We start from the raw sequence: 24,103 nt of genomic DNA, 5'->3' as shown, positions 1-24,103 counted from the left end.
AACTCAACTATGACCATGATGAAAATTTGCCGAATCCCACACTAGGCAACCGCGAAAAGAAACCGAGGGGGCGTAAAAGATGGGCAACCGTAGCGGAAGCAAAACACCTCATACAAGCGGCTAGCGAATCAAAGAACCCGCTGTTATTACCATTCATACAACTAGCCTTAGCAACGGGTATGAGAAAGGGCGAAATTCTTAACCTTCGCTGGGCGCAAATAGACTGGGAAAGCCAAACCATCTATTTAAACCAAACCAAAAACGGCGACCCTGCGTCGATACCCTTAAATCAATACGCCCTCCACGCATTAAACACCCTCAAAAAATACCGGGTTCGCAGTAGTACATGGGTATTTAGTCACCCTAACGGAGAACGGCTACAAAACATCAAAAACAGCTTTGCGACGGCGTGCAAGAAAGCCAAGATTGAGGGTTTAACCATACACGACTTAAGAAGAACGGTCGGGAGCTGGTTAATTAATGCAGGCGAGAGGCTCGAAATTGTGCAGGAAGTGCTTAGACACAAAGATATTGGAACAACGCGAGAATATTACGCACATCTGGAAAAAAGCAAGGCGCGTGAGGCACTTGAAAAACTCGACAATACAAAAATCTATATATTAGAGGACGTTAATATTAGAAAACGCTAATATAGTGAGGTAAGTTATTGATTTTAAAGTGGTCGGAGTGAAAGGATTCGAACCTTCGACCCTTACTTCCCGAAAGTAATGCTCTACCAGACTGAGCTACACTCCGACTTTTTAGGGATTTTTGCAGTTAGTAACTGCGATGCACTGAGAAATGCGCGAGAGAATAAAGCGCGTCTAAATAGGGGGTTGACGGCAGACCATTTAAGGCTTCTATGGCTTTGTTCATTTCTTGTATTGCAGACTGTTTAGTATATGCTATCGCGTTGGTTGATTCAATCGCTTTAAGAACTTGTTGAATATTCTCGCGTCCGCCGTGACGGATGGTTTCTTGGAGCATGGCTTTTTCGTCGGGGTTGCCGTGTTTCATGGCGTAGATGAGCGGTAGTGTGGGTTTGCCTTCGGCGAGGTCATCGCCAACATTTTTGCCCATTTCTTCAGCGGTTGAGCTGTAGTCGAGTACGTCGTCGATGATTTGGAAGGCTGTGCCTAGGTGCATTCCGTAGCGGGCTATTGTGCTTTCTATGTGGGGGGGTTGTTGGGTGATGATTGCGCCGAGTTGTAGGGCGGCTTCGAAGAGTTTGGCAGTTTTGGAGCGGATGACGGTGAGGTAGTCGGCTTCGGTCACGTTGGGTTCATGGCAGTTTAGGAGTTGCATCACTTCGCCTTCAGCAATGATATTTGTTGCATTGGAGAGGATTTCCATAATGCGCATGTTTTGGACTTCAACCATCATTTGAAAAGCGCGGGTGTAGAGGAAGTCACCAACTAAAACACTGGCTTCATTACCCCAAACGGCATTGGCGGTTTGTTTGCCACGTCGGAGTTCGGAGGCATCAACAACGTCATCGTGCAGTAGGGTGGCTGTATGAATGAATTCAATAACCGTAGCCAGTTTGATATGGTTTGTCCCTTGATAACCAAACGCATTGGCACTGAGGATGAGAAGGACGGGGCGCAGGCGTTTCCCACCACTATTGATGATGTAAGTCCCTAATTGGTTGATAAGAGCTACATCGGAGTGTAACCGTTGTTGTATCAGTGCGTTGACGGCTTGCATGTCGTCTTTAATGAGCGTTTGGATAGCAGTAATATCCATCATATTAATTTTTTTATTTCGTTAGGGGTAAAAAGAAGGGTGTCATTAATGGGTAAAATTTTTGTGATTCTGGGTAGTTTGAATGCTTTTTTAGCGGTTAGTTTGGGTGCTTTTGGGGCGCACGGTTTAAAGCCTGTGTTGAGTGCTGAGATGTTTGCGGTGTATCAAACGGGGGTCAGTTATCATTTATTTCATGCGTTAGCGTTGTTAATAATTGGTATTTTAACAAGGCTTTTAACCTCTTTTCGTTGGGTTGTCATGGCAGGCTGGTTTTTATTGGCGGGTATTATACTGTTTTCAGGGAGCTTGTATGTACTTAGTCTGTCGGGTGTGCATTATTTGGGCATTGTTACGCCGATTGGTGGAAGTGCGTTTTTAATCGGGTGGTTATTGTTAGTATGGGCGGGAATTAAAGCAGAAAATTAGCTGTTTTCTTGTGGGTAAATCAAGCAAATAGGGCTTGTGTCATATTTATGACATATGTCAGAATAACACACAGTATTCCTTATATGATGATTGAAAATAACTAAAGGATTTTGGATTATGGCTGATTTACCCAGCTTGTTATTGGTTGATGATGATCAGGCTATTACGGATTCTTTCGCGTTTGTTTTGCGTGATAGTTTTGCGATTAATGCCGTTGGAACACGGGAAGAGGCGAAGCGTTTTTTATATACCGCGCCTATTTTACCCAATATTGCGTTGATAGATTTGGGTTTACCGCCAACACCGCACAGCCCCGATGAGGGTTTTGCGTTAGTTTCTGATTTATTAGCATTTAATCCTAGCATGAAGATTTTAATTCTTTCAGGTCAGGATACTCAGGAGAATGTCCGTCATGCCTTGACTTTAGGCGCGGTGGATTTTATTCCTAAGCCTTGCGATATTGAGTTATTAAAAGCGCGTTTAAAACATCAGGTGATGATTTTAGAGGCTGAACAGTATGTTGCAACGCCTGTAGAGAAACGTGAGTGTCATTTAATTGGGCAAAGTAGTGCGATGAATATGTTACGCGCACAGATTCAGCAGTTTGCTAACTCTCCATTTTCCGTGTTAATTCAAGGGGAATCGGGTTCAGGTAAAGAGTTAGTTGCGCAATGTTTGCACACACAAAGCTGTCGCGCTCATTTACCTTGTTTAACCTTGAACTGTGCGGCGTTTACGTCGGAATTGTTAGAAGCGCAATTATTTGGTCATGCTAAAGGTGCGTTTACAGGAGCGGGCACAGCACGGGCGGGATTTTTTGAAGAGGCGGGCGATGGTAGTTTGATTTTAGACGAAATCGGCGAGATGCCGTTGTCTTTACAGTCTAAATTATTACGGGTTTTAGAAAACGGTGAATATTATCGCATTGGTGAAACAAAAGTTCGTCAATCTAATGCACGAATTATTGCGGCAAGTAACCGAGATTTACGGGAAGAAGTGCAGGCAGGACATTTTCGCGCCGATTTGTATCACCGTTTAAGCGTTTTAACAATTCGTGTGCCTCCGTTGCGCGAGCGGGGCGATGACCGTCTGGTTTTATTAGAACATTTCCAACAGTTTTATAAAGAAATGGGCACGTTGTTTCAATTGGATAATACTGCAAAACAGGCTTGGATGGGCTACAGTTTTCCAGGAAATATTCGAGAATTACGTAATATTGTGATTCGCATTGGTGCAAAATATCCGAATCAGCAAGTGCCACGTGCTTTGTTAGAAATGGAATTAGAGACCGATATTAATCGCCAAGAATTAGCCGATATTGATTCAGAAGAAGCCATTTTACGGCAGATTAATACGGGTAATTTCTCCCTAGATGATGTCTTATTAGATTGGGAACGGCGATATATCAATGCGGCTTTAAAAACCAGCCAAGGCAATTTGAGCAAAGCGGCGCGGGTGTTAGGCATTAATCGCACAACGTTGTATAGCAAAATGCAACGCATGGGTAAAACAACGCCTAGCCCTTAACCGAAACGGAATGTTATAGAACTATAAAAAAGCCTTATCTGTTTAATTAGCTAAGGCTTTTTTTATGCTAAACTTAAGTCTTTAACCACGGAGATAATGCGATGTCTAACAATGAACCTAAAAATGTGAATGAAGAGATGATTCGCCAAACCTTTAAATTTATGCAAGCTGATACCCCGCAGAGTTTGATGGAAAAAGCGTTAAAGGCACAAATTACAGGGCAATATGGTCATCAGGAAAAGCCCGAAGAAGCCGAGAAGGGCGAAACGGATATTAAATCTGATGAGAAAAAATGATTGATTGCAATTTATTTTTAAACGTTATTTGATACGAATACTTGTTAAAAAGTATTTCGTATCAATTAAGCATTCGCAGGTTATTTTTTGACTTTTATAAAAACGCTCAGTACACTAAAAATATAGTGTACTTATTTTACTGAAAAATTAAATTTTATTCATCATGTTACATCAATGGCTTGGCTACTGCTTAATAGTGGCGTTGGTTATTACGACCTTGCCAGCACGTGCTATGTCAATGCAACATTATCACGCCCGTGATTGTGCCCATGTTTCAATGGAATTACCAATAACAACGGCAGAACATGCGCATCATGTTGTTACGGATGAAACGCCTACGCAAACAACGCTAAATTATTCCCCAATTTGCGAAAAAAATTGCACCTGTTTAGCCAATTTGTGCCACGTTGTTCAGTTTTTCTACGCGCATCAACTCACAATTTCCCCCCATTTAATCACCAACCCTTTACCCCTTTTCACAGGGCTTCGCTTTCCTGCGAAACTCATCGCCCAAATAGAACGCCCGCCCAAGTTATAACCCTAATTGTTTTAAAAAATTAGCATTTTCTTTTTTTTAAACGAGGGTTTTCACTCATGAAACGATTGTTTTTCATGGCATTGTCGCTCTTGGGTTTTTTATGCCTAAGTGTTACGAGTTTTGCCAACACCACAGAATACACACTGACTATTGCACGCAACCCTGTGAATCTTACAGGTAACACGGTGAGTAAAATCACCATTAACGGTACAATTCCCGGTCCTACACTATATTTTACAGAAGGCGATGAAGCCGTTATTCACGTTATAAATCAATTAGCTGAAGATACATCCGTCCACTGGCATGGTATTTTATTACCCCCTTTAATGGATGGTGTCCCCCATTTAAATGGTTTTACAGGAATTAAACCAAACGCCACGTTTACTTATCGCTTCAAAATTCGCCAAACAGGTACATATTGGTATCACGCTCATAGCATGGGACAAGAACAAGATGGACATTACGGCGCAATCGTGATTCGTCCACAACAGCCTGATAATGTAAAAGTTGACCGCGATTATGTCGTGATGCTCTCTGATTTCAGCGAAGAAGAATCCAGCACTATTTTGGCAAATTTAAAAATGTCCTCAGACTACTACCAAAATGCCCGCCGTACTGTGGGCGATTTTTGGTCATCTGCCCGTCAACAAGGGGTTAGCAAAGCATGGGAAGAGGCAAAAATGTGGGCTGAAATGCGCATGTTACCTACCGATTTATCCGATGTTTCTGGCTACACATTTTTAGTCAATGGTAAAAATAACGCGCAAAATTGGACGGGACTTTTTAAAGCAGGGGAAAAAGTTCGCTTACGCTTCATCAATGGCTCTGCCATGTCTTTTTATGATGTGCGCATTCCCAAACTCGCCATGACCGTGATTGAAGCAGATGGACAAGCCGTTGAACCTGTCACCGTCAATGAATTCCGTTTCGGCGTTGCAGAAACATATGACGTTATCGTTACGCCAACAGAAGATATTGCCTACACCATCGTTGCCGAAGCCTTAGACCGCACAGGCTTTGCCTTAGGAACACTTGCCCCACAAGCAGGAATGCGTGGCGAAATGCCAAGCCATCGCCCACGCACATTATTAACAATGGCAGATATGGGCATGAGTCACGGCGAACACGCCAATCATCAAAGTACATCCTCAACAGATTCAAGTCAGAACAACAAGATGAGTGGACAAAACGAGCATACAAGCCACGCAGGACATCAAATGGCGGGTATGTCCACAGATTCAAATCAAGACTATGAAACAGGTGTAAAAGGCAGTGGTTGGGCAGATGCAGGGACTCCACAAGGTGATAAAGCCCTTAGTTATAAAGATTTACGTTATCGCGGTACACAAGCAGATACCCGCCAACCCGTTCGAGACATCGAAATTCGATTAGGGGGCAATATGGAGCGATACATTTGGACAATGAATGGGAAAAAATTCGCCAATGCAGAACCGATTCATTTTGAATATGGCGAGCGTATCCGCTTTAAATTTATCAATGAAACCATGATGGCGCATCCCATGCACCTACACGGCATGTTTATGCAATTAGAAAACGGGCAACCGATGGACAAATTGCCCAATAAACACACGATTATTATCGCCCCTGGGGACACTTACAGCGCGTTATTAACTGCTAATGAATCAGGCGACTGGGTCTTTCACTGTCATTTGCTTTACCACATGGCAACAGGCATGATGACAAAAATCGTTGTTTCTAAACAAGACCCTAACAAAGATTATTCACTCCCTCCCCCAAGTTCGCATGATATGTCCTCACACGACATGAGCCAGATGGAACATAGCGAACACAATGCACATCAATCTCATGAAATGCAAACGCAACCAGTGACATCCACAAAATCAGCTGATATGCCTGCAACGCACGACATGAGCCAGATGGAACACAGCCAGCATCAACAAACGCAAGCAGTTGATAAAAAAGCAGGAGAACATCATGCACACTAACGCGACCATGTTTGCTTTGTTACTCTTAGCCTTACCATCAGCCAGTTTTGCAGAAGAAACTCATTCAGGTATGGAACATGGTAGCGAAATTTTTCACCGTTTCACGCTGGATATTGGCGCAGGTTTAAGCCGTGATGATGAGACATTTAACTGGGATTTTGACGGCTGGATAGGAACGGATGAGCATAAGCTCTGGTTAAAAGCAGAGGGCGAGCACACTAATAGCAACACAGAGAAATCTGAATTTCACGCTTTGTATAGCTACAACCTCAGTACATTCTGGGACATACAAGCAGGTATTCGCTACGACAATGAACCAAAATCAATCAGCTACGCAGAAATTGGTTTTCAGGGTTTAGCCCCTTACTTTATTGAAACGGCTGCACATGTATTTGTCAGTGAAGACGGTGACACAACAGCACGATTACATCAAGATACGGAGTTTTTATTCTCACAACGCTTGATTTTACAACCTTATTGGGAAATCAACGCATCGGCCCAAACCGTACACGCGCTACATATTGGCAAAGGTATTTCCAGTGCGGAATTTGGCGGACAATTACGTTATGAAATCACTCGCAAATTTGCGCCATATATTGATATTAAGTATGAACGTAAATTCGGTGACACTGCTGATTTTGCCGAACGACATGGCGAATCTGTGGATGCAGTCGTAGGAACAATTGGCGTTCGTTTACTGTTCTAAATCTAATCTGAATTCTGTGGATTTCTTTTAAAAAGACAAAAATTTGTCTGAATCAGGATTCACAGGATTTAAACCTACTAGGTTTTGAAAACCTAGTAGGTTTTTTTGTCTGAATCAGAGTTCACAGAATTTTCAGAATTAGCAGGATTAAAAAGCATGATTCATCTTACTTTTTGGTTTAAGGGTTTTAAATTCCGCTAATTCTGTTAATTCTGAAAATCCTGATTCAGACAATGTTGTAATCTTGTCTGGTGAATTTTGATGAAAAACAAGAGAATAATCTCTGCCAGTCCGTCAACCCTTTTCTCGTGTTCCAACAGACCTGCTAGGTTTTGAAAACCTAGCAGGTCTCTGTTTTATTTTATAAAACTCGCCGAACTCAGGTTAGTAGTTTTTTTGTCTGAATCAGAATTCACAGAATTTTCAGAATTAGCAGAATTAAAAAGCGTCATTCACCTGACTTTTTTGGTTTTAGGGGTTTAACTCTTAAAAATCCTAATTCAGACAAGCTATTGTCTTTTTAGAAAATCTCGCCGAACTCATGTTGATATTAGCCAACTCTTTCTAAAACAGCGATATAAAAGCCATCAAACCCTGTCACATCTGGAAATAAGGTTGATTCAGACAAGAGTTGAAAACGTCCTGCTTGGCTTTCTAAAAAGGTCTGAATTTGTTGCTGATTTTCAGAGGGGAGAATGCTACAGGTAGAATAAACAAGTTGTCCGCCTTGCCGACATAAGGGGCTATAATTTTGTAAAATCTCTTGTTGGTGAGTACGCACCAGTTCCAATCCTTCTGCGCTGAGTTTCCATTTTGTATCAGGATTACGGCGTAATACACCTAATCCTGAACAAGGGACATCTAAAAGTAAACGGTCAGCACTGTCATATAAGCGTTTAATCACTTTGCGATTATCAATTAAACGACTTTCAATAATATGTGCGCCAGCCCGTTTTGCACGGGTCTGTAAGTTCTTCAATTTCCATGCTTCTACGTCTAATGCAATGATTTTTCCCTTATTTTGCATTAATGCCGCTAAATGTAAGGTTTTACCACCGCCTCCTGCACACGCATCTATTACCCGCATCCCTGCACTAACCGTTAATGCAGGGGCAACTTGTTGCGAAGACGTATCTTGTAATTCAAATAAACCATCCTGAAAGGCTTGTGTTTTAAATAAATTTTGCCGTTTTTGGAGGATTAGCCCATCTGTTGCAATTGGGCGAGTTTCAATGCCTTGTTGTTGTAGGTGTTCGGCTAAGGCTTCGCGCGTGATTTTGAGCGTATTCGCACGAATCACGACTTCAGCTTGTTGGTTTAAAGCATGTAGGCTACTTGCCCACTGTTCGGGTAATTCGCGGCTACCTTGAGCGTCTAACCAATCGGGAATTGATTCAGCCAGTGCACGCACACCGCGTGCATAGTTCATTCGTTCATGAATTTGTGTTGGGTTTAAGCCCGCGACTTCTGTCCAGTTAGGCAGTGTGCCGTGATGGTGTAGTGCCCAAACGCCGAATAATTGCCATAGTTCTGCTTCGGTGGGTTGTTCTGGGGCTTTTGTTTCATGTAGTACAAACCACAGTAGCCGCCACCAGCGCACCATGTTGTATGTGCTTTCTGCAACAAATGCCCTATCGCGTGCGCCCCAGCGGGGATTAGATTTTAAAATACGTTCAATGACTTTATCTGCATATTGTTGTTCGATAAAAATGGCTTGTAAGGCGTGAACAATGGCAGTAACAAGATTATGATGGAATTTCACAGCAGTTTCGTTTGATAAGTGAGTGGAAATAAGTTTTTAAAGAACAAACAAAAAAGACTGCCAATTGTTACCTGAATGGGCAGTCCTTGAATGTCATTTATGAAAAATGATTGATTAAGCGTTTTTTACATATGCGCAATGGTTTTTTCCGTAAATAGGTAATCGCGTAATTCTTTATCAAACATTGGGTCTTGGCGACGTATCCATTCTAATACCATTGCCGCGTGTTCTTTTTCTTCATCGCGGTTATGTGCAAGAATCGCTTTTAATTCAGGGTTTTTACACGCATCAACCCGTTGATTATACCAGTCAACAGCTTCTAATTCTTCCATCAAAGATGTGATTGCGCGGTGCATATCGCGGGTTTCGTCGCTCAGTTCTTCTATGGGTTCATGATAGCCTTCATTTGACATGATTTTTTCTCCTTGTTGTGTTTATGGGGTTGGTTCATCGCTTATCGGTTGGATTTCTATCTGCTCAATTTGTTGAAATCCTCGCGGTAATTTAAAACCACGACGCGCACGTTCACCTTGATAAAATGTTACATCACGCGGTTTTAGGGTTAAATGACGCTTGTCTGTGTATAGAATAATGGTTGAGTTTAAAGCGAGTAGTTGTAAATGTTTGATTTTTTCTGAACTGTTTGCAGGGATGTTTAATAGTTTAACACCTTTCCCTTTCGCTAAACGAGGAAGTTCATTTAAATCGACGACCATTAAATAGCCTTCGTTGGTGATGACGAGGTAATGCGTTAAGTCGGTCTGTAAGGTTAATGGCGGTAGAATGTGTGCTCCTTCACTGAGGGTGATAACGGCTTTTCCTGCTTTGTTTTTACTGTATAGCTCATTGAGTTTAACGATAAAGCCATAGCCTGCATCGGTAGCAAGTAAATAGTCTGTTTCTGGGTCAGCAAGGAGAAGGTGGTTAAAACTCGCGCCATCGGGTGGGGTAAAACGTCCTGTGAGAGGTTCGCCTAAACTGCGGGCTGAGGGAAGGGTATGGGTAGCGAGTGAGTAACTACGCCCCGTATTGTCTAGGAATACACTTTGTTGGTTGCTTTTGCCTTGTACCGCCATTAAGTAGCTGTCGCCTGCGCGATAGTTGAGGCTGTTGGGGTCTATCTCGTGTCCTTTAGCGGTACGTATCCAGCCATTTGCAGATAGGATAACGGTAACAGGGTCGGCAGGGATGATATTAGTTTCTGTCAGTTCTTGGGCTTGGGTGCGTTCAACAAGGGGCGAGCGACGCAAATCGCCGTAGTTTTTTGCGTCGGCTTTGAGTTCTTTAATAATCAGTTTATTGAGATTCTGCTCATTGCCTAAGGTTTCGACAAGGCTTGCGCGTTCTTTGTCGAGTTCGTCTTGTTCGGCACGGAGTTTAACTTCTTCAAGTTGGGCAAGTTGACGCAGTTTTAAGTCTAAAATGGCATCGGCTTGGCGGTCACTAATGCCAAACCGTTGCATTAAAATAGATTTTGGACGGTCTTCTGTGCGGATGATGTGAATGACTTCGTCGATATTGAGGTAGGCAATGAGTAAGCCTGCCAGCAGGTGTAAGCGTTTTTCGAGTTGTGCTAAGCGGTGTTGCAGACGACGGCGGACGGTTTCACGGCGGAATGTCAGCCATTCTTGCAGGAGGATTTTTAAATTTTTAACTTGAGGGCGACCATCTAAGCCGATGATATTCATATTAACGCGATAACTACGTTCTAGTTCAGTCGTCGCAAAAAGATGTGCCATGAGGCTATCAACGTCGACGCGATTAGAGCGTAGGGCAAGGACAATGCGCACAGGGTTTTCATGGTCGGATTCGTCGCGGATGTCTTCAATCATCGGCAGTTTTTTGGCAGTCATCTGCTCGGCTATTTCGGCGACAATTTTGGCAGGTGAGGTTTGATAAGGCAGTGCCGTTAGAATGATGTCGTTTTCTTCTTTGAGATAGCAGGCTCGTAGGCGAATTGAGCCGTTGCCTGTGGTGTAGATTTTTTGTAAATCGTTGCTTGTTGTGATGATTTCAGCATCGGTGGGGTAGTCAGGCGCACGCACGTATTGGCAGAGGTCGGCAATGCTGGCATCGGGGTTTTTAAGCAGGTGAATACAGGCTTCAACGACTTCAGTCATATTATGCGGGGGGATATCTGTTGCCATCCCCACGGCAATGCCTGTGCTACCGTTGAGTAAGACATGGGGTAAGCGGGCGGGTAAGAGTGCGGGTTCTTGTAACGTGCCGTCGAAATTTGCGTTCCAGTCGACGGTATCTTCGCCTAATTCGCTTAATAAAACATGTGAAAAGCGGGTAAGCCGTGCTTCTGTGTAGCGCATGGCAGCAAAAGATTTAGGGTCGTCGATAGACCCCCAGTTGCCTTGCCCATCGATGAGGGGATAGCGGTAGGAAAAGGGTTGCGCCATTAAGACCATCGCTTCATAACAGGCACTGTCGCCATGTGGGTGGTATTTCCCTAAGACATCTCCAACGGTACGGGCTGATTTTTTATATTTATTCTCTGCGTCTAAGCCTAATTCTGACATGGCATAAACAATCCGCCGTTGCACAGGTTTTAAGCCATCAGCAATGTGCGGTAATGCCCTGTCGAGAATGACATACATGGCATAGTCTAAATAGGCTTTTTCGGTGAAATCGTGCAGGGGTTGACGTTCAATGTCATCTAGCGCGTTGGTTTGCATGGTGACTTTATCGGTTAATTCGAATAGGAGGCTGTAAGTCCTGAAGAAAATTTCAGGCAATATGCGGGTTAGGTGCGCTTATTCATTGATAATGTGTAGTTGTTGAAGGAGCAGTTTAAATTCATCTAGCTTTAGTGGGTGATGCATATGGTGTTGAATTAAGGCGGGTAAGTGGGTGATTGCCGTCTCTTTTGTCGTGAGTAAGGCAACTATCGGCACGGTATAACTTAAAGTTTCTAAAGCCGTTAATAAGTTTTGATAGTAAGGGTCGGTCGTCATACTGATAAAAATAATAGTATATTTTTTTGCATGTAAAACATGTAAGGCTTCTTCATCATTATCGACGATGACGACGGGCAAATTCAGTTTTTTAAAAATACGTAAAGCAACTTTTTGATTAAAAATATCGTTTTCTATCAGTAATACGCAGTTTTCTTGAGCAGGTATCAGTGGCGTGTTGGACATCTCTGATGTTGGTAAGGTCGCTTGATGCTTTTCATCATCGATTTGCTGTTGCAGGGCTTGCAATTTTACGTTGAGTTGATGGGTATAAATAGGGTTATGTAAGAAATGTTTATATTCTGAAATCGTCAGATGATTGACGGGCACATATAAAATATGTGGTTTATTGAGATTGGGCAGGGTTTTATTTTGTAATAAAGAACTATCAATCAATAAAATATCGGCTTTTTCTTGTTCATCGAGTAATTCTAAATAGTGCTGTGTCGTCGTCACTTGCATGCCTAAGGTAGTGACATAATTTTTTAATTCTTGACAGATAGCAGGGTTAGGATGGGCGATTAATAGATGTCGTCCTGTAAGTATCTTATTATTTTTAAATATTTTTTCCGCAGAGGTTTCTTCTATGATAGGAACGGTTTGAAAAGCAAGGCTAAACCAGAAACAGCTACCTTGTTGTAATTCTGAATGTAAACCAATTTCCCCTTGCATACATTGAATCAGTCGTTTAGATAAGGCTAATCCTAATCCAACGCCTTCATGTGATCGAGTGCTAGAATTGTCTTCTTGTGAAAAAATTTCAAAAATATTCGTTTGATAGTCTTTTGCAATCCCAAGACCTGTATCACAGACTTCGCAGTATAACCATAAGGTATCCGATGTGACGCTATTAACGGATATATTTGTGGGCGGTGTGGTCTGCCGAATACGGATGATAATTTCGCCTTTATGGGTAAATTTAATCGCATTGCTGACAAGATTTTGTAACACTTGACAAAAGCGAGTACGTTCTCCTTGTAACTGTTCGGGAATATCATCTGCAATAGTTATTAATAAGGTCAGTTGTTTTTGTTGTGCAAGTAGTGCGAAGCCTTGCAGGGTTTGCTCAAGGGTTTGACGGAGCGAAAAAACTTCAGACAAGAGGACTAAACGACCTGCTTCTAGCATAGAAAAATCTAAAATATCATTAATCATGTTAAGCAGAGAATGCCCTGATTGACTGGCAATTTTAATATATTCTTGCTGGGTATCGTTTAATGGTGTGTGTAAGGTCAACGATAACATGCCTAAGATAGCATTGAGCGGGGTTTTTAGTTCATGGCTCATGGTTGCTAAAAATTCACTTTTCGCAGCACTGGCTTTCTCTATGATTTTCTTTGCTGCTTGCATTTCTTGTAGTAAGCGGTCGCGTTCGTTTAATTTTTCCTCAATGGTCTTTAAAAGCTGATTTGTAGAATCAACCAATTGTCCAAGCTCATCTTCTTGATGTTGCTCAGAACAAATGAGGCGTTGTTTTTCGGGTTGTTTTGGGTCTATTTGCCGTAAAACTGTGACCATGTTTAATAAAGGTTTGGTTAGTAAGCGATGAAATAAAAAGAGGAGAATCAGTGCTAAAACGACGTTTCTGGCAACCCCTGTGAATAGGGTGATAAAAGCACGGTCATAAAAATGAGTGGCTAATAAATAGTTATCGACGCTTACACGTAACAGGGCAAAATGATTGCTTTTTTTTAGATAAAGTGGGCTGTCATAAATCGTATATTTTTCGAACAGTAAACTAGAAAACCAACGCCAATTGCTATTAGCTGGGAGACGTTCACGATTGAGTAAGTGTGTGCGTTGGCTGTCGATTAATTCCACTTTATAAATGGGTTGGTATTGAAACAACCCTTGCGCTAGGCTATCCGCTAATTGATTATCTGCGGTGTCAACCGCTTGAATAGCTGATTTTTTGACTGTATTGATAACTTGTTTGACCGTATTATCGATTTCTTCTTGTGCTGCAAAATAGTCAATATAGATTTGTAAACAACTGAATAATACCCCTAAGCTCAATGCAATCAGCATCACTGAGCGAGCTTGTTGATAAGACAAGCGTTTGTGCAATGGTAAGGTTGATAAATGAGTTGACATATTATAATTGCATCAAGAAAAAACGGTCATTATTCCCGTCATACGGGTTATTTAGTCAGCATGGGAAAACAGCGTTATGCTTCGCATTCTCTCAAGGGACACGGTACAATAAATTTACACTGTCAAGGGTGGAAGCGGTAACTTAATGATAAATTAGCATTGTGTTATGTGGTTATCGCCTTAAATAGGCAACTTCAGTGCACCCATCTTTGAGTATGCAATTTTTCTATTTGTTATTTTAACCAAGGTGTTTTAACCATGTTGAAACTATCTCACTATTGTTGTGTTGGCTTATTTTTATTATTAGGAGCTTGTGGAGGGGGCGAATCTGTCAAGGAAGAATCCTCCCCAACAACCAGCGCAAATACAACAACTGACACAGCAGCAACCTCACAAACCAGTAGCAGTGGTTACGAATATCACGTCTATCATATTTTAATTTCAACCCCTCGTGGTGCGAGTGCAGCAGATATGACAACCCTGCAAACACAAGCAGAAAGAGTGCTTAAAATGGTGAAAGAAGGAGAAAATTTCCAAGGTGTTGCCGCAACTGTTTCTAACAGTCCCAGCGCGGAAACAGGCGGGGATTTAGGATGGCGCACCTTGAGCGAACTTCCCTCATTGTTCACTGATACCGTTAAAACTATGCAAGTGGGTGATGTGAGTGATTTAATTCGGAATGATAGTGGTTTTCACATTATCAAACTCGCGGATAAAAGACCCACCCAACGCAAATAATATCAGAAAACAAGCAACTATCATGCTCAGTTAGCAGGCTCTAAGCCTTTGAAAATTTACTTTTTAACCACCGCCACCATGAGTTTTGGGTTGTGGCGGTGTTACGATATGTCGCAAAAGAGTACTGATGGTTTAAGCTACGCCCATTTGTTTCAATAAACTCGAACAAAATCTTATTAAAATAATCAGGTTGTTCTAGCTGCGGGGCGTGTCCTGCCATGGGTAAAATAACTAACTGGGCATGTTGTAACGTTAGTATCATACGCTCTAGTGCCTCACGTTTGACCAACGTGTCGCGCTCACCCCAGATAATTAAAACGGGTAGGGATAGTTCTTTTAATCTGTCTAATACATTCCAAGTGGTTAACGAGTTTAAAAAACCGACAATGGCTTCAGGCGGCATCCGCGCCGCATCATCTACTAAGGCAGTAAATTCTGAGGTTTGATGATTTAAAGAAGGCACCATTTGCTTAAAAATGCGTAGCAGAATTGAGCGATTAAAATGGAGCGAATGTAATAATGCATGAAATTCAAAAGATTCCAACATGCCAACCACAAAACTATTATGTTCTTGCTTTAAATACGACATCCCTTCAGCAGGAGCAGGGGCGACAAGCGTCAGTGTAGTGACACATTCAGGATGATCTAACGCAAATTGTTGGGAAACAGCCCCCCCTAAAGAATGCCCCACTAAATGAAAGGCTGGTAACGCTAAAGCGGTTACAAAATCATATAAATCTTGTGCAAGTTGTTCTATATGATAACCATCAACCGTTTGCTCTGTATCACCACAACCGCGTAAGTCAGGAAGATAAGCAATATAGTTTTCAGGTAATTGCGGAAAAATACACCGCCACCACCGCCAAGAAGCAAAATTACCGTGGACAAAAACAATAGGGATTTTACCTTGTCCCGTTTGCTCATAATGAATTGATAAATTTTGTGTTTTAATGAATGGCATAATGTTTGCGATAAACAGGTTATTTTAAAATAAGTTTTCTTAAGGTCATAAAAGTACTGTTAGTTTATTGGGTCATTTGACCTAATCATACCCCAAACTGGTTTAATACTTGCTATATCAAAAAAACAACCGAACAATCATAAGTTGAGCTATGTTATCCGACTCTATCATGTTTTTCTTCTGGCATAACGCAGAAATTCTCTGGTTATTGACCGTTATTTTTGACCTAACGACAACTATCTTTATGTATCGATGGTTTGGCAAAATGGGGCTGTATGGGGTTGTCGTCATGAGTATCATGTTGAGCAACTTACAAGGACCTAAACTAATTACCGTCTTTGGGATGCAAACCAGTGTTGGCGTGATTCTTTACTCAGGTATTTATTTTGCGACGGATATTTTGAGTGAAAAATATGGCAAACGTGAAGGTCAACGCGCGGTGATGATTGGATTTGTGACCAGCATTATGATGGTTTTAATGATATATATCAGCTTATTATATGCACCCGCTGATATTCAATTTGCCAGAGCAACCCACGAAGCGATATCAACCCTCTTTAATTTCACGCCCTTATTTGTTTTCGGTTCATTATTTGTCTATTTAGTCAGCCAAAGCTTTGATGTATGGATTTACCACAAAGTTCTACATTGGACAAAAGGCAAACATTTATGGTTACGCAATAATATATCAACTATCGCCTCACAAACCATTGATACCGTGTTATATGCTGTTATCGTTTGGGCCCCTATTGTAGGTTTTACAGATGCGTTACAACTTGCTTTTGCCAAATATATTTTAAAAATTGTAGTTGCTTTAATGGATACCCCTTTTATTTACTGGGCTACTTCATGGGATATGCGTTACCGCGATTGGAGCGAAAGCCGTCACGGCAAGGATTATAATTATGAAGAAATAGAAGGTATTAGCAAAACAGAAACGGAAAAATCCTCTATTGACTCGTCATTCATAACAACATCAACACAATCAGCCGACGTTGTCCCTTTTAAGAAACTAAAGCAGGAATAAAGCCAATTTTTTGTAAATAATGTAAATAAATACGCATTCTCTCTGCATTAATAGGAGGACACGTTAAACCCAATGGAGCTAATTGTGCCGTTGTTTGTGTCACGTTAAATAAGGGGGTATCGGTAAAAAAAGCAGAATTGCGCAATAAAAAACGCAATAGATTGAAAATACTCTCTTTCGGACTTTGTGCCGCTTCCTCAGCAACCGCTTGCAACCAATCCGCATAAGTTAATGGCTTTAAGCAATACCCCAAATCAGCTAAAAGCCCCATCATTTCCAGCCAACTGATATTATTTGGATTTAAGATGTGAAATGTCTGCCCTATGCTAGTATTTTGTTGTGACAACTGCACAAGACCTTGCGACACATAATCTATCGGCGTTAAATTTAAATAAGTATCAACGTTCGGATAACTGCCTAATAATAAACACGCTTTTAAAACTAAGCAGAATAAATCATTTAAATTACCATGCGCCCCTGTTTGACTATGCCCAACCAAACGCCCCGCGCGATAAATAACTGTTGGCAACCCGCGTGCTTGCGCTTGCTGTACTAAACGCTCTGCTACCCACTTACTCTGACGGTATCCCCCTTGCAACTGTTGTCCATCAGGTTCTGTCGTTTCCAACAACTGCCCCCGATGTGCAGGACTAAAAAAGACCGCCACTGTAGAAACAAACTGCACAGGCTTTACCCGTAATAAACTCGCAAACTGTAAAATGGTCTGTGTGCCTAGCACATTAGTCGGTTTTAATGCACTATAAGGGCGTAACGCATTGACCTGTGCACCATTGTGATAAATAAGCTGTATTTTATCGGCAAGTTGTTGATAATCTTCCGCTGACAACCCAAACAACGGCAAGGCTAAATCGCCTTTCACAATCACAACCCGTTGCCAATCAATGGCTAAATCTAACGTTTGTAAATGCGCTTGTAAGCGTTGCAAACCTGTCGCATTATCTGCACAACGGACTAAGCAATAAACAGTAACGTGTGTCATCCGTAATAAATCATGCAACAAATACGCGCCTAAAAATCCCGTCGCGCCTGTTAATAAAACAGCGGTTGCCGATGTGTTTAGCGTTTGTACGTCTTGCGAATATTGAATCTGCTCATCTAATTGGGCTTCTGCCAATAAATCTATTGAAGGAAGTACTTGCACCGTGTCACTCTCCCTAAATTCAGATGTGTCATTCTATAAACTTCCCCCCACTTTTAATAGGGAACTCTTAGAACTCCATTCATTAAGTTGCGATATTAATCAGTTACGTGAAACCCTTCAAACCAAAGCCATTCCCCCAGCAGAATGGGCTTTATTTCTGCAACAATTGCAAGAAATTCAAGCTCGCTGGACAACTGTTGTGCAACAATTTGGACAACAATTAACGGGCGAATTAGCCTACCGTGATTTAATGCTCCGTTTTCACGAAAATATCGCCGTATTTGCCAAAAAATGGTTAAAGCCGAGCAATCCAGATGACCAAATTGCGCTAGAAATTATTCAAAAAATCCGACAGTTTGCCCCCGTTGTTATTCATGATACTCCCCGTATTAATAAACAACTATTAGAAAAACAACGCTGGAAAGCCAAGTTAAAAGCCTTAAACCCTCAAGTTTCCCCTCCCGATTTTCAACAAACCATTTTCATTGTATCCGCACCGCGTTCTGGCAGTACCTTGTTATATGAAACCTTAATGCAATTCAGTGAATTATGGTCAATCAATGGGGAAAGTCATGACATTATTGAAAGTATTCCCAGTTTGCACCCCGCACAACAAGACTATGCCTCTAACTGCTTAATGGCAGATAAAGCAAATCCTGAGACTATTCAGCAATTAAAACTAGGATTTACAGACGAGTTACAAAACCAAACAGGCGACTATTATTTAAATTTACCGCCTGAACAACGTCCGACACAAATTCGTTTTTTAGAAAAAACCCCGAAAAATGCCTTGCGAATTCCTTTTTTAAAACAAGCATTTCCCGATGCATTATTTATTTACTTATATCGAGAACCTGAAGAGAATATTCATAGCATTATGGAAGGATGGCGTTCACGTCGCTTTATTGCCTATCGTAATTTGCCTGCATGGGATTATTTAGAATGGAGTTTTTTACTCCCGCCTAACTGGCAACAACAAGCAGGGCGCACACTCGCACAGATTGCCGCCTATCAATGGCACGCGGCGAATTCGCATATTTTAAAAGACTTGCAAGCCCTGCCCGCTGACAGTTGGCGATTTGTGAATTATCAAGATTTACGACAACATCCCCACGCGATTTTAAAGCAACTCAGTGAGTTTGCAGGCTTAACATGGACAACACGCATTGCCGAATATGTTAAACAAGGGCTACCTTTATCAAAAATGACTTTATCCGCCCCCGCGCCCGATAAATGGCGACAACATGAAGCGGAAATTATGCAATGTTTACCCGCATTACAAACAATACTTGCTGAGATACAAGCAATAGATACGCAGGCAACAGTTTTAAAACCCTAGAAAAATAAAGAGGTAAATCGATGGAGAATAATTTTTTAAATATCATTCTCACTTTTCCCAACGTCATTTTTACGATTTTACTGGGAATTATCCTGTTGTATTGGATACTGGTGATTTTAGGGGCGTTAGATATTGAATTTTTTGATATTGATGATTTAGATAACTTTTTTGAATCTATTCATACAGGATTTGCACATGCCCCGTTTACCATTATTTTTAGTTTATTCACCTTGTGTGCGTGGATTCTATCGGCACTAGGAACACAACTTTTATTAACAACCATTTACAATGAATTCTGGCAATTTTTATTTGGTGTTTTGCTCTTAGTATTGAGTATATGGCTATCGGCATACATCACGGTTTATTTAATCGTGCCACTTCAAAAATGGTTGCCACAGACAGAAGGCGCGAAAATTCGTGGCGGTCAAGATTTACTGGGGAAAGTTTGCAAGATAACCACGGGGCAAGTATCTGCCAATGCGGGACAGGCTGAATATAATGACGGTGGCGCAGGGTTAGTGCTTACTGTGCGCACGCATAAAGCAACCGTGCATTTAAAAAAAGGTGATAACGCGCTCATTGTGGAATACGACGCAAAACACAATATTTATTATGTTGATAGTTTTGAATAAATATAATTTAATCTGAGTTCGGCGAGTTTTATAAAATAAAACAGAGACCTGCTAGGTTTTTAAAACCTATAGTAAACGTACCATAAAGCGATTTAAATTTAGGACTGGCAGAGATTACTCTCTTGTTTTTCATCGGGATTCACTAGGCAAGATGAAAACCTTGTCTGAATCAGGATTAACAGGATTTAAAACCCTCAAACCAAAAAGTCAGGTGAATCACGCTTTTTAATTCTGCTAATTCTGAAAATTCTGTGAATTCTGATTCAGACAAGCTGTTGTCTTTTTAAAAGAAACTCGTCAAACTCAGATTAATTTACGCATTCATTTAGGATAAATATTCATGAGCGTCTTGTATTTTGAAGATTTTCAAGTTGGGGATAAATTTGAGTCTGAACGATTGACATTGACTGAAGCGGATGTCGTTGCTTTTGGAAAACAGTTTGACCCGCAATATTTTCATACAGATAAAGACAAAGCTGTCGATAGTTTTTTTAAAGGGTTAGCCGCGAGCGGTTGGCATACCAGTGCAATTACGATGCGTTTAGTGGTTGGTAGCCCGATTGGAAAAATTGCTAATGGCGTGATTGGCTTAGGTGTTGATGAGTTGCGTTGGTTTACGCCAACGTATGCAGGGGATACCTTACGGGTTGTAATAGAAGTATTAGAGAAAAAAGCCTCACAATCGAAACAAGGCTGGGGTGTGGTTAAAATGCGTTGGCAGACGTATAACCAGCGGGATGAAGTGGCTGCCAGTTTAGTCACGCCGTTGTGGGTGCAGTGTCGCTCATAAATCAAAGGGCTGGCAGTCTTCAAAGACTACCAGCCCTCGTCTAAATCCTACCAGCGTTTATTGCAAATCAATCTTGGTTAAGCCTTCAAAGCCTTTGGCGAACCACAGGCTATTGTCAGATAAGTCTGACGCACTGATATTGCTACAATCTGCTTCTTTTAAGCGTAGCGGTTCTTTATCAAGCGTTAATTGATACACGTTACAAGGCGTTAATGCCCCTCCCATAAATGGCATAGAACTACTGGCAATCGTATCCATGTAGTAATAATAGCGAGGTTCGCTGATTAGCACTTTATCCGCACTAACCGCTTGCAGTTGTTGATAGCCGTCAAATGACCATTTGCCTAAATCAGCAAAGTTTGTATTTAAACTCACTTTGAGAATTGTCGTTTTAACTGTTTCTGTCTCTGTAACAGGGGCGGTTATGCTATCGCTTGCCATTTTATCCGCACTTGTATCAGCACCTCCGCCCATTGTTGTTGTCATGGGGTAGCCAATGTTGTTATAAGCCGTATCGCATTTGATATACAGCGCGTCAGTGGTTTTTAGTACTTGTGAATAAGGCGCACAAGCTAATTCACGAGTATTTAATAAAGTCGCACCGTCGCCAGTTAAACGCACTTGATTTAAAACCAGTTGATTGGTTGCGCTGGCTTCTTGCGTAATGAGCATTTGCGCACTGCTGAATCCTATCAGACGACCTGGAATAGAAACTGCTTTTGCTTCAACAGGTTTTTCGCCTGTTAAATCCCAATTACGCAATTGCCATTGCATCGGTAAACGTCCTGTTGCGTCGGTTTCGGGTTTGACTGTTCCGTCTTCCATCATAACAGGGGAATAACTCCATTTTTCCGCGATATAGAAATGTCCTTGATAAGCCAGTGGTTCGCTACGTTCTAACCAGTAGCCCATGTTGTAATAATCAAGGCTCGCATTTTCCTCCAACGTCCAAACAGGGCTGATAACATTGTTATCGGTATTCACTGTTTGCACGCTTAAAGGATTATAGTTATAAAAAACAGCGGTATGACCGTCTAAGGTAATGTTGTTATAGTTATGCCCTAACGCCCAATGCTGTTGAGGTTTTGCCGTCTCTGTGGGTGAGAATTGATATAAACGGCTGTAACCTGCTGCACCATAACCGCCTGCTAACAACTTGTCATCAGTAAATTTTATCCAAGCTAAATTTCTTCCCAGCTCTAATTCACCTAAAACCGTTGGTTTGGTATTCCCCCAGCGAATTGTCAATAAGGCTTGGTCGCCTAAAGTCGCTAATGTATCGCTATTAATTGGGGTACTGCGTGAAATAGCGACAGGCATATCGACTAAGCCTTTATCGGTTAATTGACGATTTGCCAGTGAAGCAATTTGTAAATAACTCCCTGTGCCTATCCCCCAAGATTCAATGGGTAACGCGGTTAATTCGCTGTCCCAATTCAGCAATAATGCCCGCTCATCTTGTAAGGCTTGCGAGTAACTCCAAGTGGTTTGTCCTGCTAAGGGGACAAGACGATTGATAAACGTCGGCTGTGTGGGGTTAGTCACATCAAATAAACTGAGCGCAACCCGTCTGACAAATTGATTTTCTTCATTGGTTTCAGGGACATCATGAATACCAACGCCGAGTAATAAATTGTCGTGAAAAAATAATTTTTCTGACCAACCAGGGATAACTAACTCGCCGAGAATTTTGGGGTTAGTCGGGTTGCTTAAGTCAATGACCCATAATGGGTCTTTTCGCTCATAAGTGACGACATAAGCACGGTCGCCCACAAAGCGCGTGGCGAATAAACTTTCTTTTGGCGCGATTTTATCGACTTTTCCTAGTAGTTGCAGATTGGGCAAGTTGTAAATGGCTAAGGTGCTACCTATCGCCATTTCACCCCAAGAGATAACATCACCAAACACAACCCGCAATTGTTGCTGATTCACATCAACATGAAATTCAGAAGGAATCCGCCCTGCAACGGCTAAACTTGGCAGGGCTTGCAATGGATTACCCGCAATATCCAATTGATAAACCTGAATTAACGATGTTTGCCAATTATCGGGATTAGGATTAGTAACCACTAAATAATCATTGAAAATAGAAACGGTGGGCGAGTAACCCACTAATTCCACTTGCTTCAGATTTTCCAATGTCCCCGTCGTGTTCAAACGTAACGCGACGATTTGTAACCCCGCAGGCGTACCGCAATCAACGCACGCAATATCCGATTTATCCAATAAAGGCATGGGTAAATTTGCATTGATTTGCGTCACGGCATAAATAATGTCATTACGTCGCCGTGATTCGAGAAAATTCCCGCTTAATTGTGTTTCACTGACAACGTTTAAGGTGTTACCTGTACCTTGCTGTAGCACGGTAATCTTTGTGCCGACTTCACCCGTATATAAAGACTGCAATAACACAATCTTATCGTCTAAGGTGTAAATTTCGCGCGGAGTCCCTGTTAAGGCGATTTCTCCCGTTAACTTAGGTTGAGTGACATCAGAAATATCAATTAGTTGAAATTTACGCGCTTGTGCGTTGGCATAAAGAATTTTTTGCCCAACCACTCTGAAAATATCGGGTTTTTCTGTTGTGGTTGTCCCTGAACCTGTATCTGTTTCTGCCTCATTATCTTTTGAGTCAGAGCCAGAAAATGGGAGACCTGCCGTTGTTGATTGATAATTATCAAGCGATAAGAAAAAGCGTTGACCAAGTAGGCGTAAATAACCCGCTTCTGTCGTTAAAGGTAAGATTGAAACCGCATCCCATTGTTGACTATCTAAGGGATTTACATCAGGTTTAGTTGCCACTAAGGCGACAAAGCAACGATGAGAAGCTGGGCAGGCTGCGGATAACTCAGCAATTGCCTTTTTTTCAAATTTTTCTACCTTAACAGGCGTTGGCGTGATGGGGAATAAGCCTTTTTGCCAACCTGTTGCTGTTGTCCACGACAAAAATTTATCCTCGCTGGCATCTAAATCCATCCAAACCAGATAAACCAGCTTCTCTTCTAATACTGTCGTATTACTAACGGTGATTTGTGCAGACTCTGTCGTTGTCGCGGGGGTTACATCCACTTGCCACGCAAAACTGGGCATAGTCATGACCAATGACAACGCACTGACCAATAATGTATGTTTGAATTGCATAAAAGACTCCTAAAATTAAGCTTTAAGCATAAGATGGGCTAAGTGTAGCTTAAGATAATTTAATCATCGGTATAAGTATAAATACCTATATTCGCTTTTTTTGCATACAATCATGTAGATATCGTGAAGTCACGTTACAAATTATTTTTATTAGAAATATTGCTTTAAAACAATCTTAATGCAAATAATCAGGACAGGAAATAATTGAGGCGGGTTTGTTCAGATGCGAGAATATAGTAACCGCTGCTAACCATTATGAACAAATAACACGCTAACATAGCGATACTC

The 24,103-nt window shown here is 41.6% G+C and carries 20 protein-coding genes and 1 tRNA gene; 12 read left to right on the top strand and 9 right to left on the bottom strand.

The window, feature by feature from the left end:
* Positions 1-650: site-specific integrase (locus BEGALDRAFT_RS19355; protein ID WP_002684128.1), on the top strand; the 650-nt coding region annotated here is incomplete at its 5' end.
* Positions 651-679: 29 nt separating this feature from the next.
* Here BEGALDRAFT_RS19355 and BEGALDRAFT_RS04620 read toward each other — a convergent pair.
* Positions 680-756, bottom strand: a tRNA-Pro gene (locus BEGALDRAFT_RS04620).
* Positions 757-777: 21 nt separating this feature from the next.
* Positions 778-1,746 (bottom strand): octaprenyl diphosphate synthase, encoded by a 969-nt coding sequence (gene ispB, locus BEGALDRAFT_RS04615; RefSeq protein WP_040295245.1) that lies wholly within the window; start codon positions 1,744-1,746, stop codon positions 778-780.
* Between the two features lie 48 nt (positions 1,747-1,794).
* On the opposite strand from ispB, the gene BEGALDRAFT_RS04610 reads away from it, so the two are divergent.
* The 6 genes from BEGALDRAFT_RS04610 (at position 1,795) to BEGALDRAFT_RS04585 (ending at position 7,206) form a co-directional block, all read left to right on the top strand.
* Positions 1,795-2,172, top strand: a complete 378-nt coding sequence (locus BEGALDRAFT_RS04610; RefSeq protein ID WP_002684124.1) for a DUF423 domain-containing protein — start codon at positions 1,795-1,797, stop codon at positions 2,170-2,172.
* Positions 2,173-2,289: 117 nt separating this feature from the next.
* Positions 2,290-3,699, top strand: a complete 1,410-nt coding sequence (locus BEGALDRAFT_RS04605; RefSeq protein WP_002684122.1) for a sigma-54-dependent transcriptional regulator — start codon at positions 2,290-2,292, stop codon at positions 3,697-3,699.
* Positions 3,700-3,800: 101 nt separating this feature from the next.
* Positions 3,801-3,995 (top strand): hypothetical protein, encoded by a 195-nt coding sequence (locus BEGALDRAFT_RS04600; protein WP_002684121.1) that lies wholly within the window; start codon positions 3,801-3,803, stop codon positions 3,993-3,995.
* Between the two features lie 163 nt (positions 3,996-4,158).
* Positions 4,159-4,533 (top strand): hypothetical protein, encoded by a 375-nt coding sequence (locus BEGALDRAFT_RS04595; RefSeq protein ID WP_002684117.1) that lies wholly within the window; start codon positions 4,159-4,161, stop codon positions 4,531-4,533.
* A 56-nt stretch (positions 4,534-4,589) separates the two neighbouring features.
* Entirely contained in the window at positions 4,590-6,500 is a 1,911-nt protein-coding gene (locus BEGALDRAFT_RS04590) for a copper resistance system multicopper oxidase (protein WP_002684116.1), read from the top strand.
* Entirely contained in the window at positions 6,490-7,206 is a 717-nt protein-coding gene (locus BEGALDRAFT_RS04585) for a copper resistance protein B (RefSeq protein ID WP_002684115.1), read from the top strand. Before BEGALDRAFT_RS04590 ends, BEGALDRAFT_RS04585 begins: the two co-directional genes overlap by 11 nt.
* 550 nt (positions 7,207-7,756) lie before the next feature.
* Here the strand turns inward: BEGALDRAFT_RS04585 and BEGALDRAFT_RS04580 are convergent.
* The 4 genes from BEGALDRAFT_RS04580 to BEGALDRAFT_RS04565 all read right to left on the bottom strand — a co-directional run bounded on the left by BEGALDRAFT_RS04580 (position 7,757) and on the right by BEGALDRAFT_RS04565 (position 14,025).
* Positions 7,757-8,968, bottom strand: coding sequence for an RsmB/NOP family class I SAM-dependent RNA methyltransferase (locus BEGALDRAFT_RS04580; RefSeq protein ID WP_002684114.1), 1,212 nt, complete (start codon positions 8,966-8,968; stop codon positions 7,757-7,759).
* 125 nt (positions 8,969-9,093) lie between these two features.
* Positions 9,094-9,381: an encapsulin-associated ferritin-like protein gene (locus BEGALDRAFT_RS04575; RefSeq protein WP_002684113.1), complete on the bottom strand. Its 288-nt coding sequence runs from the start codon at positions 9,379-9,381 to the stop codon at positions 9,094-9,096.
* 21 nt (positions 9,382-9,402) lie between these two features.
* Entirely contained in the window at positions 9,403-11,652 is a 2,250-nt protein-coding gene (gene parC, locus BEGALDRAFT_RS04570) for a DNA topoisomerase IV subunit A (RefSeq protein ID WP_002684112.1), read from the bottom strand.
* A 78-nt stretch (positions 11,653-11,730) separates the two neighbouring features.
* A complete protein-coding gene (locus tag BEGALDRAFT_RS04565) occupies positions 11,731-14,025 on the bottom strand; it encodes an ATP-binding protein (RefSeq protein WP_002684111.1) in 2,295 nt (764 codons plus the stop codon).
* A gap of 258 nt (positions 14,026-14,283) precedes the next feature.
* On the opposite strand from BEGALDRAFT_RS04565, the gene BEGALDRAFT_RS04560 reads away from it, so the two are divergent.
* Positions 14,284-14,763 carry a peptidylprolyl isomerase gene (locus BEGALDRAFT_RS04560; protein ID WP_002684110.1) on the top strand — a complete coding sequence of 160 codons (480 nt, stop codon included), beginning with the start codon at positions 14,284-14,286 and terminating at the stop codon, positions 14,761-14,763.
* Between the two features lie 40 nt (positions 14,764-14,803).
* Here BEGALDRAFT_RS04560 and BEGALDRAFT_RS04555 read toward each other — a convergent pair whose 3' ends face one another.
* Positions 14,804-15,724 carry an alpha/beta fold hydrolase gene (locus BEGALDRAFT_RS04555; RefSeq protein ID WP_002684107.1) on the bottom strand — a complete coding sequence of 307 codons (921 nt, stop codon included), beginning with the start codon at positions 15,722-15,724 and terminating at the stop codon, positions 14,804-14,806.
* Between the two features lie 151 nt (positions 15,725-15,875).
* Here BEGALDRAFT_RS04555 and BEGALDRAFT_RS04550 point away from each other — a divergent pair, with 151 nt between their 5' ends.
* The gene (locus BEGALDRAFT_RS04550; RefSeq protein ID WP_002684105.1) at positions 15,876-16,751 is read left to right on the top strand and encodes a queuosine precursor transporter; all 876 of its coding nucleotides are present in this window, start codon (positions 15,876-15,878) and stop codon (positions 16,749-16,751) included.
* Here BEGALDRAFT_RS04550 and BEGALDRAFT_RS04545 read toward each other — a convergent pair.
* Positions 16,729-17,913, bottom strand: a complete 1,185-nt coding sequence (locus tag BEGALDRAFT_RS04545; RefSeq protein WP_002684104.1) for a thioester reductase domain-containing protein — start codon at positions 17,911-17,913, stop codon at positions 16,729-16,731. The two genes, BEGALDRAFT_RS04550 and BEGALDRAFT_RS04545, sit on opposite strands and share 23 nt — an antisense overlap.
* A 1-nt stretch (position 17,914) precedes the next feature.
* Between BEGALDRAFT_RS04545 and BEGALDRAFT_RS04540 the strand changes: the two genes are divergently transcribed.
* From BEGALDRAFT_RS04540 to BEGALDRAFT_RS04530, 3 genes are all read left to right on the top strand, one after another.
* Positions 17,915-19,252, top strand: coding sequence for a sulfotransferase family protein (locus tag BEGALDRAFT_RS04540; protein WP_002684103.1), 1,338 nt, complete (start codon positions 17,915-17,917; stop codon positions 19,250-19,252).
* Positions 19,253-19,272: 20 nt separating this feature from the next.
* Positions 19,273-19,884: a hypothetical protein gene (locus BEGALDRAFT_RS04535; RefSeq protein WP_002684102.1), complete on the top strand. Its 612-nt coding sequence runs from the start codon at positions 19,273-19,275 to the stop codon at positions 19,882-19,884.
* Positions 19,885-20,224: 340 nt separating this feature from the next.
* Positions 20,225-20,674 carry a MaoC family dehydratase gene (locus BEGALDRAFT_RS04530; protein WP_002684101.1) on the top strand — a complete coding sequence of 150 codons (450 nt, stop codon included), beginning with the start codon at positions 20,225-20,227 and terminating at the stop codon, positions 20,672-20,674.
* Positions 20,675-20,731: 57 nt separating this feature from the next.
* Here the strand turns inward: BEGALDRAFT_RS04530 and BEGALDRAFT_RS04525 are convergent, their stop codons facing one another.
* A complete protein-coding gene (locus BEGALDRAFT_RS04525; protein ID WP_002684100.1) occupies positions 20,732-23,815 on the bottom strand; it encodes a beta-propeller domain-containing protein in 3,084 nt (1,027 codons plus the stop codon).
* Between the last annotated feature and the right edge of the window lie 288 nt (positions 23,816-24,103).

Origin of the sequence: Beggiatoa alba B18LD, assembly GCF_000245015.1 — a bacterium.
GTDB classification, from domain to species: domain Bacteria; phylum Pseudomonadota; class Gammaproteobacteria; order Beggiatoales; family Beggiatoaceae; genus Beggiatoa; species Beggiatoa alba.
The sequence above is the reverse complement of the archived record's forward strand: the minus strand, read 5'-3'. Positions and strand labels throughout refer to the sequence as shown.